Source organism: Streptomyces sp. NBC_00005 (assembly GCF_045160215.1).
GTDB lineage: Bacteria > Actinomycetota > Actinomycetes > Streptomycetales > Streptomycetaceae > Streptomyces.
Genome location: NZ_CP108316.1, coordinates 576,988 through 594,701, shown reverse-complemented (window position 1 = coordinate 594,701; position 17,714 = coordinate 576,988). Strand labels below are relative to the sequence as shown.

Here is a 17,714-nt window from a genome sequence, read left to right as displayed (position 1 = left end):
TCACTCCGATGTCGGAACCCCGCTGCCCGGCGCCCAGTTGCCCGAGCACCACCAGCCCGACGGCGTCGAGACGGCTCGCCGGAGCTGACCACAGAGTCCTCGGGCCACCGCTGCGACGTGAGGAACCGCGTTGCTACGGCGGCGATCCGCAGGCCGAGCAGAAACAGCACCGCCGAACGCGGACCGGGCAGCGGTTCCTGTCACCTGCTGCTCCTGGCGCTCAGGTCGTCGTCTGTACCGGAGCCTCGGTGGCGTGCACTGTCTGCGCAGCGCCAGGTGCAGGGCTGGGTGACACTGTCCCGGCCTGGTCCGGGAGGTGTTGCTCGGTCCAGATGCATTTGCCGTCACTGAGGTAGCGAGCGCCCCAGCGATGGGACAGGGCGGCCACCAACTGCAGCCCCCGGCCGCCCTCGTCGGTGTATGCGGCGCGCCGGATGCGGGGAGTGGCGAGGCTGCCGTCGTAGACCTCGCAGATCAGCGACCGGCTGCGCAGCAGGCGCAGGCGTAGCGGGCCCCTGGCGTGCCGGACGACGTTGCCGACGAGCTCGCTGACCAGGAGCTCGGTGGTCATGACGAGGTCGTCCAGTCCCCAGGCGGCCAGTTGGCTGCGGACGTGTTCGCGGGCCTGTGCGGCTGCGCGGGGATCGTGCGGCAGGTCATACGTGGCGACGTCACCGGCGGCGGTGGGGATGGTGCGGGCGATGAGGAGGACCGCGTCGTCGTCCGTTTGTTCACGGTCGGGCAGCAGTGCCGAGAGGACCAGGTCGCACAGGTCGTCAAGTTGTCCGGTGGCAGTGTCCTGGTCTCCGATGGGGAAGCAGGACGTCCGGGCCACGGTGCGAGCCAGAGTCTGCTGGAGTTGGTCCAGTCCCTGGTCGATGTCCCTTGTGGTGGCTTCGAGCAGGCCATCGGTGCAGAACACCACGAGACTTTCTTGTGGCAGTTGCAACTCGTGGAGGGCGAACGGCGGGTCGGCCGCGCCCAGCGGCGGATCGGGGGCCAGGTCCGGGCGGTGGACCGTGCCATCGCGATGCACGATCAGCGGCGGGGGATGACCGGCAAGGGACACAGAGAAGATCCGGCTGACGGGGTCGAAAACGGAGTACAGACAGGTGGCGTAGGAGTCGTCACCGAGGTCGTGAACGATGTCGTTGAGGCGGCTGAGCAACTCGTCGGGGGACAATTCGAGCTCGGTGAGGGTGCGCACCGCCGTGCGCAGCCGGCCCATGGTGGCTGCTTCGGCGATTCCGTGCCCCATCACGTCGCCCACCACCAGGGCGACCCGATCGGCGGACAGCTGGATCACGTCGTACCAGTCACCACCCACCTGCTCGCCACGTCCTGCGGGCAGGTAGCGCGCTGCCGCCCGTACAGCGTGCAGGCACGGCAGCTCCCGGGGCAGCAGATCACGTTGCAGACCCTGCGCGCGGGAGTGTTCCATGTCGTACAAGCGGGCCCGCTCCAGCGCCTGGCCGACCAGACCGCTGAGCGCCATCAGCAAGGTGCGCTCCTCGCCGCTGAAGGAGCGCGGCCGGTCGAAGGAGACGACACAGCAGCCCATGGCGCGCCCGGAGGCGATCAGAGGCAGGAACGCCCAGGCGTTCTTCGAGGACGAGACTGCCACGTCCGCCATATACGGATAGCGCCGCCGGAACTCGTCGATCGATCCGATGAAGGCGGGGGTACGCGTGCGAAGCACGTCGGCATCCACGGAATGGGACGACAGCGGGCGCCCGTCGAGGCGGCGTGCGAAGTCCGGTGGAACTCCGACCATGCCAACGAGGCGCAGGCGGTTGCCTTCGACGACATCGATCCCCAGCCCGTCGGCGTGGAGGGGAGGAAGGATGTGCCTCGCGACGGCTTCCACGACGTCCCCGGACGTGAGGGCCTCTGCGAGCGCCGCGGTCAGTTCGCCCATGCGGAAAGTCTGCTCGGCCCCGGTCGCCCGACCATGGCCCGGTGGGGCACCCGACGAGCTCTTCAGGCGCGCAGCGGTCCATGCGGCCACCGAATGCAGAAAGGACTGCTGCACGTCCTGCGGCTCAGCGGCGCCTGGCATGAGCACCGACAATGCACCTACGGGGCCATCGGCACCCTGCAGGGGCACCGCCGCCGTGCCGGCCGCCCCCACCCCTAGGCCGTCACCGGCCATCCAGACGAAGGCGCCACGCCGCACGGCACATGCGGGCGCCACATCCTGCTCGCTGCTCAGCGTTGCCCACGCCTCAATGCTCGCGGAGGCGAGGCCGCTGGCCGCCGCCAGGTGCAGCCGACCGGCGACGGCACCGCCCCGGTGCACCATGGCACCCAGGCCATCCAGGCACGACGTCGCCTGCTGAAGAGCCAGAGTGAGCGTCTGTGCGTCCCAGAACACGTCCTCCGAAGCCCCCATGAAGCTGAGCTCTGCGGGCTTCGGCCGCTCGGTGTGACTCCTCGGCTGGGCATCCTCCGCAGCCACGCCACCTCCTGCTCACCCACAGGTCAAGCTCTGCCCATGTTCTGTATGACTAGGGCAAAAGCATCTTTCTACACTAGTCCTCCACTGTCTATTCGTGCCGCATTCCGCCCCTATGTCATCGCGTCGCTCATCTTGGCGGTGCCGCGTAGCAAGGCGGCTTTAACCGTGGCTGGAGGTGTAGAGGCGGTCGCCGAGGCGGGCCATTTCGTCGGTGTACGGGGGCAGTGTTGAGTCGCCGGCCGTGGCCCATTTCCGGCGGACGAGGGCTGGCCGGTAGCCCGCGTCGCGGTGTCTCGACCTTCCAGGGCTGTCTGTACGTGCGGCACTCCGGCCTACCGGCGTTCGTGCTGCCGCGCCTGCGGGTCCAGGGCCTTCAGGGCTGAGCGCAGCGCGGGTACCGGTGTCGTCGTGCGCCGGAACGGCCCGCCCTGCACAACACGTGGTTCGTGGCGATGGACGAGGGCTTCAACCTGCTGTGCCAGGTCACCGGGACGGCGTCGGTCGTGGTTGCGGTGGGGGCACGGGTGAGTGTCGTACGGGCCGTCGACTCCGTCGATCAGGGGCTGCCCGTCGTCGAACTCTTCAGCCGTCGCGGACGGCGCGCGGCCAGCCCGAAGCGGTTCGTCGAACGGCGAGGCGCCCACGCCGACGGTGATGGTCAGCCCGTCGGCCGGGACACGCGGGCCCCAGGATGCCGGAGTCAGCGGGGGGCGCGGTGATTCCCTCGGTGGACGCAAGCCCCCCTGTGGTCAGGAACCGCGCGCGGTCGGTCAACGTACGCATCAGGTCGGCCAGTTCCTGGCGGGTGTCGGCAACGACGTCGAAGGACAGGAAGCACGCCGACTGCTGCTTGGCCGGCAGAATCCCCGTTTGTCGGGGGCCGTGGTACGGGATCGCCTGTCCGTCCGCGCTCGCGTCCGGCGCGACGGCCGGCGTGGCGGCCACAGCCGTGTCCGCCCCCTTGGCCAACCCGGCACCTGCCACGGCGCCGCCCAGGTCCACCGTCGTGCCCCGCAGGAAGCGGCGGCGCCCCACGGACGCCCCGGAGGGCGGGGCCCGCTGTCGTTCCTGTCGCTCACTGTGTCCTCCGTACGTCCAGGATGGCAGCGATGGGCGCGAGCTCCTCCGTCAGATTGCCGACGTCCGCGTCGAGGGTCTCGTGCTGCCCTTGTCCGAGCCGTCCAACAGGTGTCCAGTGGCCGTCGTGCTCAAAGCCGTCGACGTCCCGCTCGGTTCGCTGCATCCACGTGCCGATCTTCGTCATCAGCCCCGGTGCCCGGCTGTTCAGTAAGGGGCGCATGCGGTCCAGCATTTCCTTCGTGCCGGTGAGGTTCGCCCGGACGGTCGCCAGATTGGTGCCGCTGCTGTAGTCGGTGCGCCCGGTCAGCTCGAACGGCAGGGCGTTCTCCATGATTTCGTGGCCTCGCTGGCTCAGGTACAGCGGGTCCATTTCCTGCCGCGGCCAGTTCTTCCGCAGTGTGTTCACGTCGGCGGCGAGACGGTCCGCCACGGAGTGCAGACCGGTCGGGGACTCGCCGTGCCACAGCCCGTACTCGATCCGGTGGAAGCCGGTGAAGTGGGGGTCGTGCAGACCGCCGGGCAGACCGGCGGTCGTCCCGTTGATGGCGGCGTCGGCGTCGCCGAAGGTCAACTTGGCGCCGCTCAGCTCCTCATACTCCATGTGCGCGGGCAGTCAAGCAGCGCGGGCCCTGTCCACGTCGCCTCGTTCGATCGGGGCACGCAGCGTATCCGTCGTGACCACCAGATCGTCCAGCCGGACCTGGACCCACTTCTGGTAGGCGAGCGTCGGGGGAATCAGCTGGTGCACGTCGGCCGGCATGATCGCCGGGGTGCTGCCCTTGACGGCGCCGCCTGGCACCGGGAGTGTCGGTCCCTTGGCGACATCGAGATCCTCGGGCAGGCAGTCGACGGCGTACGAGCCGCCGCCCAGAGTGACCTGCATCGGCTGGGTTCCGCCCACCCCGATGCCCTCTGCCTCCTCGTAGACGGCTCCGGTTCGGGCGTTGACGAGGTAGGCGTCGGTGGCGACGCTGCCGCCGTTGTGCAGTTGGATTACCTGCGTTCCGGCTCTTGGGTGGCAGACCGTACGGATCGGAGGATGCCGGACCGGCCGCCCTGGGAGCGGCTACCGCAACCCGCGCACGTCACGGCGACCACCACCGCGGTGACCAGCACGGCACCACCATGTCGGCGAAAGGCGGCCGACGGCCGGGCCCCGAGGGCTCACGGGGGTGGACCGCACAGGCTGCGGATCTGACACGCAGGGCCTTCCAAACGATCAGTGGTCCGGAAATGTGCTCGCTCATGCTGGGTGGGCCTTTCGGCCAGACGTTCCTGCTATGCCCCAGTGATCACACAGGTCGCCAGATGTTCAGCCTCGGCTTCCGGGAATCACCCGCAAGGTCCCGTCTCCCGGTGTGATCAAGAGCGGACTCTGTCTCGAGCTCTGCGGGATCCCGCGCCGGCGCTGGGGCACGGGAGGCGTCCCACGCGCGGAGACCGCGGGGCCGTCGGCACGCCGGCCGCGGCCTGTCCGGCCGCGCGCCGCGCGGCTGTCGCCCGGGGCACGCCCCGGGGGTGATTCGGACGCCCGCACGCGCGCGGGCGTCCGCAGGCGTGTCGCGCGTCAGCCGGCCAAGGCGCTGAGCGCGAGTATGGCGCCGAGGGAGGTCAGGGACAGCAGTGTGTGGGCGACCGTCCAGGTGCGGAGTGTTCCACCGACGGTGAGGCCGAAGTACTCCTTGAACATCCAGAACGAGGCGTCGTTGACGTGCCCGAGGAACGCGGCGCCGGAGCCGAGCGCGAGGGCCAGCAGGGCTGCGTGGGTGGTGTCCAGGCCGTGTGCCATCGGGCCCACGATGCCCGCTGCCGCCACGGTGGCCACGGTGCCGGAGCCCGTCGCCGTCCGCATGAGCGCGGCCGTCAGCCAGGCCAGCAGGATCAGCGGGACGTGCAGGTGCTGGGCGGCCTGCCCGATCGCGGAGTTGACCCCGGAGTCGTGCAGGGCCTGCGAGTATCCGCCGCCGGCCCCGACGATCACCAGAACGCCGGCGATCGGCGGGAAGGACCTGGACAGCGTCTCGTGCACCTGACGCCGTGAGGCGCCAACGGTCCAGCCGAAGGTGAACAGCGCGATGACGACCGCGACGAGCAGGGCGACGACCGGGGTGCCGAGGAAGTCGACACTGGTGAGCACGGCGCCGTGGGCCCAACCGAAGGTGTCGCAGGCCGCCTTGAGCATCATGAGCGCGACCGGCAGCAGGACGGTGCCGATGGTGACCGAGAAGCGTGGCATGCGTCGCTTGTCCTGAAGCTGGTCAAGGACCTCCTCGTGGCCGCGGGAGATCGGCGTGCGACGGTCGGACACGCTCGTGGTCGCTGCGGTCGTGGTCGTCATGTGCGCCGCCGCGTTCGCGGTCACCACGCCCCTGTCCGCGATCTGTTCGGCGGATACGGCGGGGCCGGACATGGCGTCGGCGGTGGTGGTGCCCGCTGTGGTGAACGCCGCCAGCGCCGACTCCGGTATGCGGGCGGTGACCCGCGGCCAGATGTACGCGGTGAACAGCGGGCCGACCACGACGGCGCAGGGCACCGCGACGATCAGACCGTAGACCAGGGTGAGACCCATGTCGGCGTGCACCGCGCTGATGGCCACCAGCACCCCGGGGTGCGGGGGGACCAGGGCGTGCACAGTGGCCAGGCCCGCCATGGCGGGGATGCCGGCCCGCAGGACTGGCTGGCCGGAGCGTCGGGCGATCTGGAGCACCAGCGGAACCAGCATGACGAAGCCGACTTCGAAGAACATCGGCAGGCCCACGATGCAGGCGATCAGGGTGACGGCCCACGGTAGCCGTCGGGGCCCGGCGACGCGGGTGATGGTCGCCACTATCTGGTCGATGGCGCCCGAATCCGCCATGAGGCGGCCGAGTACTGCGCCCAGGACGATCAGGACGCCGACCTTTCCGATGGTGGCGCCGACACCGGTTGTGAACGAGTCCGCCGCCTTTTCGACATCCTCCCCGGACAGCATGGAGATGGTGAAGGCACCCAGCATGAGTGCGAGGAATGCATGCAGCCTGGCCCAGGCGATGAGGACGACGACCGTGGCGATGGACAGGCCCACCAGGACCAGCAGCCAAGTGTCGTGACCGGACCAGGCCCCGGCCACGGTGGCCGATTTCGCGGACGTTGATGCCAACGCTGCCATCATGTGAATTCAGCTTTCCCTATGGGGTGCGGTTGTCCCGTTTACGGACTTCCGGGATTTCCGTCGGCGCCGGAGTGCTTTCCGTTCCCTGAAGTCCCCACATTCGCCCAGTTCTTCGGCTCGGGCTTGCGGGGCACCGTATGTGCAGTTCTCGGCGCATCACCAGGGGTGTAACGGATGCGTTAATTAAGAACGGCCTGAATTTTTCAGTGCGTTCTGCTCGTTTTGTGCACAGGGAGGCGCTCGCTGTTATCCGGATACACTGATGTCATGCTCCGCGCACCCCGTATGGCCACTCAGGCGCTGCTTGCCCAAGTGGCGGTACTTATCGTCGTGTTGGGTGCCGGGCTCGCGATTACGGTGGGTCTCCTTCGGCACTCGTCCGAGAGCCAGTACGAGCAGCGCGCGTTGGCGGTGGCACGGACCGTGGCCGAGGATCCCGTCGTGGCACGGCGCGTCGGCGCCGGATCGGACCCCGGCGGAGAGGTGGAGCGCATCGCCCAAGCGGTGCGCCGCCGCACCGGGATGCTCTTCGTGGTGGTGACCGACCGGCACGGCATCCGTTACGCGCACCCGGACCCGGCCGAGGTGGGCAAGGAGGTCAGTACCTCGCCGACCGCGCTGGACGGCCGCGATTCGGTGTCGGTCCAGCGCGGGACGCTCGGCGTCTCCGCGCGTGCCAAGGTTCCGCTCCGCTCGGCGGACGGCGCGGTCGTCGGCGAGGTCAGTACCGGCGTACGGGTCGGGACGGCGCTGGAGGCCGCCGCTCCGCTGATCCGTGACCAGGCCGTGCTCTCGACCGGGGCGCTGTTGCTCGGCGTGGGGGTCACAGCGCTGCTGACCCGACGTCTCAAGAGGCAGACCCACGGCCTGGAACCGGCCGAGCTCACCGAACTGCTGCGTGAGCAGCAGGCCGTGCTGCACGGTGTCGGCGACGGTGTGATCGCCGTGGACCCGTTGAGCCGGATCACGGTGTGCAACGAGGAGGCGGCGAGGCTGCTCGGCGGCCCGGTGCCGCCTGGTAGCTCGCTGCCCGATGCGGACCTGCCGCCCCCGGTGCAGCGTGTGTTGGCGGAACGTCAGGAACTGCGCCAGAGCGTGGCGGTCGTCGGCTCACGGATGCTCGTGATGACCTCGCAGTCGGTGCGCCGCGGCGAACAGGACCTCGGCCATGTGCTGACCCTGCGCGACCGTACCGAACTGGACGAACTGGAGCGCGAGCGGTCCGCGTTGCGGGCGCTCTCGGACGCACTGCGTGCCCAGGCGCACGAGTACACCAACCGGCTGCACACGCTGTCCGGCATGCTCGCTGTCGGGCATGTGCCGGACGCGCAGGCGTACCTGCGGGAACTGGCTGCGGCCCCGCTGGCCACCGAGGGCCGTGACGGTGCCCGGCTCGCCGACCCCTATCTGCGCGGCCTGCTCGCCGCCAAGACCGCGACCGCCTCCGAACGCGGCGTGGAACTGCGCCTGGACGCCGACTCCAACCTGCCGGGTCGGCTGACCGAACCACTGGATGTGGTGAGCGTGGTGGGCAACCTGCTGGACAACGCCGTGCGCGCCGCCGCGAGCGGGCGCCGCAGGCCCGCTTGGGCGGAGCTCGGTGTGCTGGCCGAGGGGGATACGCTCCACGTGGCCGTGGCCGACAGCGGTGACGGGGTGCGGGACGAGGACGTCGAGCGGCTGTTCCAGCGGGGATTCACCACTCGAAGCGCGGAGAAACGGCCCAGTCACGGCATCGGTCTCTTCCTCGCCCGCCAGCTCGTGGTCAAGCACGGTGGTGAACTGCGCCTGGGGCAGGCGGGCGGGGCGGAGCACGGAGCCGTCTTCCTGGTCAGCATGCCCGGCGCGCTGGAGCGGCGGTCCCGCACGAAGACGGAACGCCAGACGAATCACGGAGGTGTGCAGTGATCCGGGTTCTGGTCGTGGACGACGACTACCGTGTCGCCGAACTCCACGCCCGCTACGTGCGGGCGACCGCCGGCTTCACCGTGGCGGGCATCGCCCGGTCGGCGGCCCAGGCCGTGGAGCTGAGCCGCGCGCTGCAGCCCGATCTGATCCTGCTCGACCTGTATCTGCCCGACCGGCTGGGGACCGAGGTACTGCCGGCGCTGACCGGCGACGTGCTGATGGTGACGGCTGCCGCCGATGCCGCGCAGGTGCGGGCGGCCCTGGGGCACGGTGCCGTCGGTTACCTGATCAAGCCGTTCGACGACGGCGACTTGCGCAAGCGTCTGGCCGCGTACGCCCGTTACCGGGCCCAGCTCGCCACCGACCGCCCCCTGGCCCAGGACCAGGTGGACCGCGCGCTGCGCACCCTGCACGGCGTGGACCGCTCGAGCCGAGCGCGCCAGCCGCGCACCACGCCCACCGGGAAGCTCGTCTCGGACGCCGTCCGCTCCGCCGACGGGTCGGTCACCGCCAGCGCGCTTGCCGAGCGTCTGGGTGTCTCCCGGCCGACCGCCCAGCGCTACCTCGCCGATCTCACCGCCGACGGCACGGTCCGCGTCGAGCTGCGCTACGGTGCCGCCGGCCGGCCCGAGCACCTCTACTCCTGGAACGGCGAGAACCCAGCCCCGGATCAGGGCTGACCCTCGGGGACATGAGCCGGTGGGTCAGCCCCCGCGGCCCCCGCAAGCTCTCCGAGAGCACCGGAGCACTGCCTGCACCGGGCGCCCGGAGCCGACAGCGCTGGGGAGCAACGACTTGCACGCGTGAGGGGAGTTCCGGGCGCCGCAAGGCCTACCGGGGCAACTGCGTTTTGGTGGTCACTGTTGTGCCGCCGGACGCGTGGCACGGTTCTGCGGTCGCGTCTTGGTCAGTCCGTGCTCCACCGCCCGGAGCAGGGTGAGGGCGGCGTCGAGGTGTTCGGTGTCGTGGCCCGCGGTTTCGGAGACGGTCGCGGCCCATTCCTGCCGGACGAGGGTCGTGTTGCTGCGTCCGCGCTCGGTGGAGTGGACCGTCACCCCGCGGCCGTTGCCCGAGTGGGCGCGCCGCTCGATGAAGCCCTTCTGTTCAACTCCGCAGGATGGTGGAGAGGTTGGTGCGCTGGAGCCCGGTTGCGGCGGCGATGCGGCTGGGCGGCGCTTCCGGGTCGCCCTTCAGGTAGCGCATCACCATAAAAAGGCCGTTCATGCCGAAGTCGGCCAGCTTGTAGAAGTTGGCCTTTCCGGTCTTGTTGGCGAGCTTCTCCAGGACGTCCTTGCCCGGCACCCTGCGGTCGGCGATGTAGTGCGTGCCGAGGGACAGAGCGAGTGCCGTGGCCGCGCCGGGGTGTACCCGGATGCCCAGGGCTCGGGCCCCGAGTCCGGCGACGATCGCCTGGGTGGCCGTGCAGGTGAGGCAGTTCTCTCTGGCTTGTAGGTGCGTCGTGCACTGTCGCGTCACCCGCCAGTACGAAATGGCCGTGTCGGCGATCGACCAGCTCGTCGACCTCCGTCGCCAGAACGCCGAGGCGGAGGACGACCATGCCACGCAGGACCCGGAGGTCGCGAAGGCGCTGAGCGTCTGCGCCTGGCTCCTGGAACAGACGGCCGACGGGGACACGGTGTGACCCGTCGTCGAGACCCATGTCCGCACAGTCGGCCGAGCCGGGTGGCGGCCATCTACCACCGGGGACCTCGTCCGCCGGCGGGGAGGCAGCCAGTCGGAGTTCCTGGGCAGGGTGGCAGACCAGGTCATGGTTCCTGGCCACCGCGTCGAACCGGGCGAGGTTGAGGCCGCGCTGAGGGTACATCCCGGTGTGTTGGCGGGCGCGGTCGACGTACGAGGACGCGGCCGGTGCGCGCGGCCCCGCGCTCGGCCTCCGGGGGCTTTGGGTCGTGGCACGCCAGGGGCCGACCGGTCCGCGCGGGATCGAATTTCAGCCATGTAAACGACTGTTTAACGGCTCTTGCGCACCCTTGACGTCCCCGAAACGCCTAGGTCAGGCTGCGGGCTCTGGTCTACACCAATGTTGTGCCACTGCCCTGGGGAGGGTGTTGTGAAGCGCAAACTGAACGCGGCCATAGGCGTCGCTGCAATGATCGCGGGCGTTGCGGCCTGCGGTTCGGACAAGAGTTCCGACAAGTCAGCGGCCCCCGAGGACCGCACCGGTACGGTGACGGTCTGGCTCATGAACGACGCCCAGACGAGTTGGCCCGAACTGGTCAAGGACGTCACCGCGCAGTTCAAGAAGAAGTACCCGAAGGTCATCCTCAAGGTGCAGTTCCAGCAGTGGAGCGACAAGGTACAGAAACTGGACGCCGCGCTCTCCGGCTCCAGCGCCCCCGATGTCGTCGAACTCGGCAACACCGAGACCATGACGTACATCCTCAACGGCGCGCTCGCCGAGGTCGACGCCAAGCAGTTCGACAACTCCGACACCTGGATCAAGGGCCTCACGGACACCTGTAGCTACCAGGGCAAGCTCTACTGCGTCCCTTACTACGCGGGTGCCCGGGTCGCGATCTACAACGCCGACATGTTCAAGAAGGCCACCGGCTCGGACGCCCTGCCGACGACCGAGACCGCTCTGACGGCCGCCCTGGACAAGCTGGAGACGACCTACGGCAGCAAGGACGACGCGTACTCGCCGCTCTACCTGCCGGGCCGCTACTGGTACGCCGCCATGTCGTACGTCGCCGCCTACGGGGGCAAGATCGCCACCTACGACAAGGGGTCGGACAAGTGGACCGCCACCCTCGAATCGAGCCAGGCGCAGCAGGGCATCCAGCACTACATCGACCTGGTCAAGAAGTACAACCACGGTGACCAGACCAAGGACGAGACGGACCACGCCAACGTCGAGGCCAAGGAGAAGACGGCGCTGATCTACGGCAACGGCTGGGAGTCCAGCGTCGTCGTCACCCCGCCGAACGGCAACAAGAAGCTCACCAAGGCCATCAAGACCGCCGCGATGCCCGGTCCGAACGGCAAGACGCTGCCCTCCTTCATCGGCGGCTCCGACCTCGCGGTGGTCGGCAAGTCCAAGAACCAGGACCTCGCCAAGTACTGGATCCAGCTCTTCACCGACGAGAAGTCCGAAGCGGTCCTCGCCTCGAAGAACATCCTGCCCAACAACGAGAAGCAGCTCGCACCGCTCAAGACCAACCCCACCACCGCGCCGATCGCCAACGCCGTGCCGGACGCCTGGTTCACCCCGATCGCACCGGGCTGGGGCGCCGTCGAGAAGCAGAACATCCTGCCGAACATGCTGGTCTCCATCCTCAAGGGCACCTCGGTGGCGGACGCCACCAAGGCCGCCGACCAGAAGATCGACTCGCTGATCAACAGCGCCTCCTGACCCGGAACCGGAGGGATCGGACGAACGAGAGGAAGGGCCGGCCCAGATGAGCGCCGCCGACACGCTGCAGAGCGTCACCAAGGGTGCACCACCGGACCGTACGGAAGCGCCGGCCCGCCCACCGCGCCGCCGCAAGGGTGCACTGCTGCCCTATCTGCTGATCGCCCCGGCGATCATCGTGCTCGCCGGCGTACTGGGCTGGCCGCTGATCGACACCGTGCTGCTGTCCTTCCAGGACGAGCGGCGCAACAACCTCTGGGCGGGCACAGCGCCGCCCTGGGTCGGCCTCGACCAGTACACCGCGATCCTCGGGGACAGCGAGTTCTGGCAGGTCACCCTGCGGACCCTGGTCTTCGTCGTGGTGTGCGTGGTCATCACGATGCTGCTCGGGCTCCTCATGGCGATGCTGCTCCAGCGGGTCTCCACCTGGATACGGCTGCTGATGACGGCCGCACTGGTCGCGGTCTGGTCCATGCCGCTGCTGGTGGCCACCTCGATTTTCCGCTGGCTCTTCGACTCCGACTACGGCCTGGCCAACAGCCTGCTCAGCAAGCTCCCCGGCGTCGACCTCCGGGGCCACAACTGGTTCCTCGATCCGGTGCAGGGCCTGGCGATCATCGTCGGGGTGGTCGTCTGGGGCGCCATCCCCTTCATCGCCATCAGCCTCCACTCGGCGCTCACCCAGGTCCCACAGGAGCTGGAGGAGGCCGCCAGGATCGACGGAGCCCAGGGCTTCGGGATCTTCCGGTACGTCATCTTCCCTGTCATCAAACCGGTCTTCGTGATGACCACCACGCTCAATGTGATCTGGGACTTCGGCGTCTTCGGCCAGGTCTTCCTGATGCGCAACGCACACCCCGAGCCCGAGTACCAACTGCTCGGCATCTACTCGTACTCCAAGGCGTTCGAGAGCAACTCCTTCAGCCAGGGCGCCGCCATCTCGGTCATCACCGTGCTGATGCTGGCCGGTGTGTCCGTCTACTACCTCCGCCAGCTGATGAAGATCGGAGAGGTCGAGTGAGCGTCTCCGTCGGCAGGACCGGCAGGACCCGGAAGAAGAGCCGCCTCGGCTACAACATCCTCGGGCTGATCACCTTCGTAATCATGGGTTTCCCGGTCTACTGGATGGTGATCACCGCGCTCCGCCCGAGCAGCGAGATCCTCAGCTACGACCAGAAGGTCTGGCCGACCTCCGTCACCCTCGGCCAGTTCCGACGGGCGATGGACAGCCCCAACTTCTGGGACAACGCGAAGGCCAGCATCATCATCTCGGCCGGTACCGTCGTGCTCTCCATCGCCGTCGGCCTGATCGCCGCCTTCGCCGTCGGACGGTTCCGTTTCTGGGGCCGCAAACCGCTGATGGTGGTGCTGCTGCTGGTCCAGATGATCCCGGCGACCTCGATGCTGATCCCCATCTACATACAGCTCAACGACATGGGCGCGCTCAACCAGTACTGGGGCGTCATCCTCGTCTACGCCGCCTCCACGCTGCCCTTCACCATCTGGATGCTGCGCGGGTTCATCATCAACATCCCCACGGAGCTGGAGGAGGCCGCCATGGTCGACGGCAACAGCCGGATGGGCGCCTTCTGGCGCGTCATCTTCCCGCTGCTCGCGCCGGGCCTCGTCGCCACCTCCATCTACGCCCTCATCACCGCGTGGAACGAGTACCTCTTCGCGTACGTCCTGCTGCAGGACAACGACAAATACCCGCTCGGTGTGTGGCTGCTGAACTTCACCACCTCGCGCGGCACCGACTACGGCGCTCTGATGGCAGGTTCCATCCTCACCGCGCTCCCCGTGGTGATCTTCTTCCTGATCGTGCAGCGCAAGGTTGCCGCCGGCCTCACCGCCGGGGCGGTGAAGGGATGACGGTTCCAGGGACCGGCGCGACAACAGTTACGACGACGGGTAAAGGGCCGACTGCCAAGTGACGACCGTGACCGACACTCTCACCCGTAACGCGTTGGCCGTCCTGCAGCCAGGCTTCCACGGCACCACCGCCCCCGACTGGCTGCTGCGCCGACTCGCCGAAGGCCTCGGCTCGGTGGCGCTGTTCGCCCGCAACATCGAATCGCCCGAGCAACTGGCGGCGCTCACGGCCGAGTTCCGCGCGGAGCGCCCCGAGGTGCTGGTCGTCGCCGACGAGGAGGGCGGCGACGTCACCCGGCTCGAAGCCCGCCGAGGCTCCTCCTTCCCCGGCAACCTCGCCCTCGGCGCGGTCGACGACCCGGCCCTCACCAGCGAGGTCGCCGCCGAACTCGGCCGCCGCCTCGCCGTCTGCGGCGTCAACCTCAACTGGGCGCCGTCCGCCGACGTCAACTCCGACCCGGCCAACCCGGTTGTCGGCGTGCGGTCCTTCGGCGCCGACCCGCAGCTCGTCGCCCGGCACACCGCCGCGTACGTCCAGGGGCTGCAGGGCGCCGGGGTTGCCGCCTGCGTCAAGCACTTCCCCGGCCATGGCGACACCGCGGTCGACTCCCACCACGCGCTGCCGAGAATTGGTGTCGGCCTGGACACCCTGCACGCCCGCGAGCTGGCACCTTTCCGTGCAGCGCTCGCCGCGGGGACCAAAGCCGTGATGAGCGCGCACATCCTGGTGCCGGCCCTGGACCCCGGCCGCCCGGCCACCCTCAGCCCGGCCACACTGACCGGCCTGCTGCGCGGGGAGCTGGGCTACCAGGGCCTGATCGTCACCGACGGCATCGACATGCAGGCCATCGCCGGTACATATGGCATGGAACGCGGCACGGTACTCGCCCTGGCCGCCGGCGCCGACGCGATCTGTGTCGGCGGAGGGCCGGCCGACGACGAGACCGTGGTCGCGCTGCGCGACGCCATCGTGCGCGCGGTCCACGACGGCGATCTGCCCGCCGAGCGCCTCGCCGACGCCGCGGCCCGCGTCCGGTCGCTGGCCACCTGGACCACCGACCGCACCGGCGCGGCCCGGGAGGCGATGCCCGACCTCGACGTCGGTCTCACCGCGGCACGGCGCGCGCTGCGGGTGTCACGCGCCGAGGAGTACGTCCCGATCTCCGAGGCCCCGTATGTCGCCACCTTCACTCCGGTCGCGAACATGGCGGCCGGTGACGCGACGCCGTGGGGGGTCGCGGCCGAGCTGGACCGCTTCTTCCCTGGCACGCCCACCGGTAGCTTCCGGGACGGCGACGCCTCGACCGCAGAGCTGATCCGATCGGCGGCCGGCCGCAGGATCGTCGCAGTGGTCCGTGATGTGCACCGCCATCCGTGGATGGCTACCGCCCTCGGCGAGCTGCTCGCCACCCGGCCCGACACGACCGTGGTGGAGATGGGTGTACCGCAGGCTCCGCCGGCCGGCGCGTTGTACATCGCCACCCATGGCGCCGCCCGGGTGTGCGGGCGCGCGGCGGCGGAGATCATCGCGGGCAAGGACGCCGGTCACTAGCCTCACGCGTCGACCGGACTCGGCGTCCGAGGGGTGACCAAACAAGAGGAGAGAGCCGCAGAGCCGGCAAGACACGGCTGGTCGAAGGCTCTGCCCACCATAGTTCAGGAAGGCTTGCCCGACGCGACTGCCCTGCGTGCCCAGCCTGACCCGGCTCACCCACCCGTCACCACGCCATCGAACCGCGGCGAGGACGTCGTACTTGAAGTGCCGAGTGGCGAGCACTTGGTCGACCGCGGCCGCAGGCCCGCGCACTGCAGAATCGGCCCTGCCGCAATGCGACGGCGTGGCCGCCCCAGGCACCTCTAGGTGCGCAGCGGTACTGGCGCAGAGCACTTGTTCCGCAGCTGTCGTATTCCTGAGCAAGAAGATCCGTCAGCCCCCTCGTACGTGGCGCAGGGCCATGCGAATTCGCTGGTCGACAGAGAGGCCGGTACGGGATGCTGCACGCGTGATCGGGGGAGAAGCCGCCGTTCGGGCTGTCGAAGAACAGCTGGAGCGCGACTATCAGCAGTGGCGGGCTGTGAGTGTGGACGCGATGCGGATGGCTGTGGTCGACGTCGAGGAGCACGAACTGGTGTGGATCGTCTCCTGGCAGTCCGAGGGGTTCGTACGCACTCGGAACTCGGCGCCGCCGTCGTGGTGTTCGCGGTCCTGTCGGCCGGCGCCGACACCACCCCGTGGGGCACGGCGGCCGGTTTCGGGGTGCGTGAGTGGGCGGGGCTGATCTTCCTGTCCGTGTTGTGCACGCTGTTCGCGTTCTTCGTGCAGATGTGGGCCGTGCGCCGCACCTCCCCCTCACGCGTCAGCCTGCTGCTCGGCACCGAGCCCCTGTGGGCCGCCGCGGCCGGCATCGCGCTCGGCGGTGAACGGTTCGGGGCGCTCGGGCTGGCGGGCGGTGCGCTGGTGCTGGTGGGAACCGCGTGGGGACGCAGGGCGGCAGGTTAACTCGTGGTGACAACCCCCGTGCACCGCACGGGGGTTGTCACCACACTCCGAGGAGCCGCGGAATGTCCAGGACCCGCGTAGCCGGCTTCAGGCGACGTGGACCTGATCGCGGGCATCCCGCCACGCCCGGGTGGCCCAGTACAGATTGTCGGGGTCCTCGATGAGTTCCAGATAGAGGCCGAGTTCGGCGTAGGTGTCGAGGAAGGCGACTCGGACACTGCCGAACTGGCCGGACATCGCCACGTCGAAGCCGTCGCGCCGGGCCGCGGCCACAGAAGCGTGGAGGTCGGCGACGAGATACCCGAAGTGGTGTGGTCCGGCACCGTGTTCTGCGAAGAACTCGTGCTGGATGCTGGTACCCGCCAACGGCTGCATCAGCTCGATCTGCATGTTGCCGCTGCGGGCGTAACCAAGCGCGAGCCCGCCCGGGACGGTCTCGCCGCGCAGGGTCCACTTCTGTTCCATCCGGAACTCGGTGAACTCGCCGCAGCCGAGCGCCGTGCGCATGGCCTCTTCACCGACCTTCAGGTCGGACACCACCCACGCCTGCTGGAACAGGCTCGCGCCCAGGCGGCCCGTCAGTGCTCCGATGCCGGTCTCTGCCTTGACGTCCATCGCGGGCTCCTTGCTGTCGTCGACCGGTTGGCATGGCCCGCCATCGGTCCGCTAGGCTCAGCACTGAACAGGAGTTCAACACAATGCCCCAAGAGCGTCAAGGAGATGATGACGGTGAGTGGCACGCGCCGCAGTGCGACCGACAACTCCGAGACGCGCAAGGCACTGCTCGACGTGACCGAGCGCCTGATGCGGGAAGAGGGCTACGCGGCAGTGAGCTCGCGCCGGGTGGGCCGCGAGGCCGGGGTGACAGCCGCGTTGGTCCACTACTACTTCGCCACCCTCGACGATCTGTTCCTCGCCGTCTTCCGTCAGGGCGCGGAGAAGAACCTGAGCAGGCACGCCCGGGTGCTGGAATCTCCGCAACCACTGCACGCACTGTGGGAGTTCAGTATCGAACCTTCGGGAACAGCGCTGCTCACAGAGTTCATGGCGCTGGCCAACCACCGTAAGAGCATCCGGAGCGAGATCGCCGAGTACGCGATGCGGTTCCGCCGGCTGCAACTGGCACTCCTGGAGAGCCGACGCTGGGGGCAGCCGGAGGGAACCGGGCAGGAGGTGCCGCTGCCCGCCCTGCTGGTCGTCCTCGGCTGCCTGTCACGGGGCCTGGTGATGGAGGACGAACTCGGCATCACAGAAGGCCACACCGAGACCCGGGCCCTCGTGGAACAACTGCTGTCGCGGTTCGACGACACCATGGGTGACCGCGCCCCTCAGGCGTAACTCTTCGTACGCACGACTCTTGTCAGGATCACTG

17 protein-coding genes and 1 pseudogene are annotated in these 17,714 nt (G+C 69.0%); 10 read left to right on the top strand and 8 right to left on the bottom strand.

The genetic code is table 11. From position 1 onward, the window contains the following. Positions 1-220 precede the first annotated feature (220 nt). The 5 genes from OG303_RS03000 to OG303_RS02980 form a co-directional block, all read right to left on the bottom strand. Positions 221-2,458: a SpoIIE family protein phosphatase gene (locus tag OG303_RS03000; protein ID WP_405864430.1), complete on the bottom strand. Its 2,238-nt coding sequence runs from the start codon at positions 2,456-2,458 to the stop codon at positions 221-223. Positions 2,459-3,040: 582 nt separating this feature from the next. Next, a complete protein-coding gene (locus OG303_RS02995; protein ID WP_405864428.1) occupies positions 3,041-3,493 on the bottom strand; it encodes a Dyp-type peroxidase domain-containing protein in 453 nt (150 codons plus the stop codon). A gap of 40 nt (positions 3,494-3,533) precedes the next feature. Then, positions 3,534-4,139, bottom strand: coding sequence for an EfeM/EfeO family lipoprotein (locus OG303_RS02990; protein WP_405864426.1), 606 nt, complete (start codon positions 4,137-4,139; stop codon positions 3,534-3,536). Between the two features lie 12 nt (positions 4,140-4,151). Then, positions 4,152-4,421 carry a hypothetical protein gene (locus OG303_RS02985; RefSeq protein ID WP_405864425.1) on the bottom strand — a complete coding sequence of 90 codons (270 nt, stop codon included), beginning with the start codon at positions 4,419-4,421 and terminating at the stop codon, positions 4,152-4,154. Between the two features lie 684 nt (positions 4,422-5,105). After that, positions 5,106-6,677: an SLC13 family permease gene (locus tag OG303_RS02980; RefSeq protein WP_405864423.1), complete on the bottom strand. Its 1,572-nt coding sequence runs from the start codon at positions 6,675-6,677 to the stop codon at positions 5,106-5,108. 279 nt (positions 6,678-6,956) lie between these two features. Between OG303_RS02980 and OG303_RS02975 the strand changes: the two genes are divergently transcribed. Both OG303_RS02975 and OG303_RS02970 read left to right on the top strand, forming a co-directional pair. Further along, positions 6,957-8,597, top strand: a complete 1,641-nt coding sequence (locus OG303_RS02975) for an ATP-binding protein (protein ID WP_405864421.1) — start codon at positions 6,957-6,959, stop codon at positions 8,595-8,597. Beyond that, entirely contained in the window at positions 8,594-9,277 is a 684-nt protein-coding gene (locus tag OG303_RS02970) for a response regulator (RefSeq protein ID WP_405864419.1), read from the top strand. Before OG303_RS02975 ends, OG303_RS02970 begins: the two co-directional genes overlap by 4 nt. A gap of 177 nt (positions 9,278-9,454) precedes the next feature. Here the strand turns inward: OG303_RS02970 and OG303_RS02965 are convergent, their stop codons facing one another. Both OG303_RS02965 and OG303_RS02960 read right to left on the bottom strand, forming a co-directional pair. Then, the gene (locus OG303_RS02965; RefSeq protein ID WP_405864417.1) at positions 9,455-9,652 is read right to left on the bottom strand and encodes a hypothetical protein; all 198 of its coding nucleotides are present in this window, start codon (positions 9,650-9,652) and stop codon (positions 9,455-9,457) included. A 49-nt stretch (positions 9,653-9,701) separates the two neighbouring features. Next, the gene (locus OG303_RS02960) at positions 9,702-10,073 is read right to left on the bottom strand and encodes a hypothetical protein (protein ID WP_405864415.1); all 372 of its coding nucleotides are present in this window, start codon (positions 10,071-10,073) and stop codon (positions 9,702-9,704) included. Between the two features lie 19 nt (positions 10,074-10,092). Between OG303_RS02960 and OG303_RS02955 the strand changes: the two genes are divergently transcribed. From OG303_RS02955 to OG303_RS02925, 7 genes and pseudogenes are all read left to right on the top strand, one after another. Further along, on the top strand, positions 10,093-10,239 hold the full coding sequence (locus OG303_RS02955; RefSeq protein WP_405864413.1) for a hypothetical protein: 147 nt from the start codon (positions 10,093-10,095) through the stop codon (positions 10,237-10,239). Positions 10,240-10,668: 429 nt separating this feature from the next. Further along, positions 10,669-11,970, top strand: coding sequence for an extracellular solute-binding protein (locus tag OG303_RS02950; protein ID WP_405864411.1), 1,302 nt, complete (start codon positions 10,669-10,671; stop codon positions 11,968-11,970). A 46-nt stretch (positions 11,971-12,016) separates the two neighbouring features. Beyond that, positions 12,017-12,991, top strand: a complete 975-nt coding sequence (locus OG303_RS02945; protein ID WP_405864409.1) for a carbohydrate ABC transporter permease — start codon at positions 12,017-12,019, stop codon at positions 12,989-12,991. Continuing rightward, on the top strand, positions 12,988-13,842 hold the full coding sequence (locus OG303_RS02940) for a carbohydrate ABC transporter permease (protein ID WP_405864407.1): 855 nt from the start codon (positions 12,988-12,990) through the stop codon (positions 13,840-13,842). The genes OG303_RS02945 and OG303_RS02940 overlap by 4 nt, the downstream gene beginning before the upstream one ends. Before the next feature lie 58 nt (positions 13,843-13,900). After that, the gene (locus tag OG303_RS02935; protein ID WP_405864406.1) at positions 13,901-15,394 is read left to right on the top strand and encodes a glycoside hydrolase family 3 protein; all 1,494 of its coding nucleotides are present in this window, start codon (positions 13,901-13,903) and stop codon (positions 15,392-15,394) included. Positions 15,395-15,797: 403 nt separating this feature from the next. Further along, positions 15,798-16,121, top strand: coding sequence for a YrhB domain-containing protein (locus tag OG303_RS02930; protein WP_405864404.1), 324 nt, complete (start codon positions 15,798-15,800; stop codon positions 16,119-16,121). Next, positions 16,007-16,342, top strand: a pseudogene (locus tag OG303_RS02925) (EamA family transporter); the annotation flags it as partial. The gene OG303_RS02930 and the pseudogene OG303_RS02925, both read left to right, overlap by 115 nt. Positions 16,343-16,429: 87 nt before the next feature. On the opposite strand, the gene OG303_RS02920 reads toward OG303_RS02925, so the two are convergent. Next, positions 16,430-16,957: a VOC family protein gene (locus OG303_RS02920; RefSeq protein ID WP_405864402.1), complete on the bottom strand. Its 528-nt coding sequence runs from the start codon at positions 16,955-16,957 to the stop codon at positions 16,430-16,432. Positions 16,958-17,071: 114 nt separating this feature from the next. Between OG303_RS02920 and OG303_RS02915 the strand changes: the two genes are divergently transcribed. Then, a complete protein-coding gene (locus tag OG303_RS02915) occupies positions 17,072-17,680 on the top strand; it encodes a TetR/AcrR family transcriptional regulator (RefSeq protein ID WP_405864400.1) in 609 nt (202 codons plus the stop codon). The last annotated feature ends 34 nt before the right edge of the window (positions 17,681-17,714 follow it).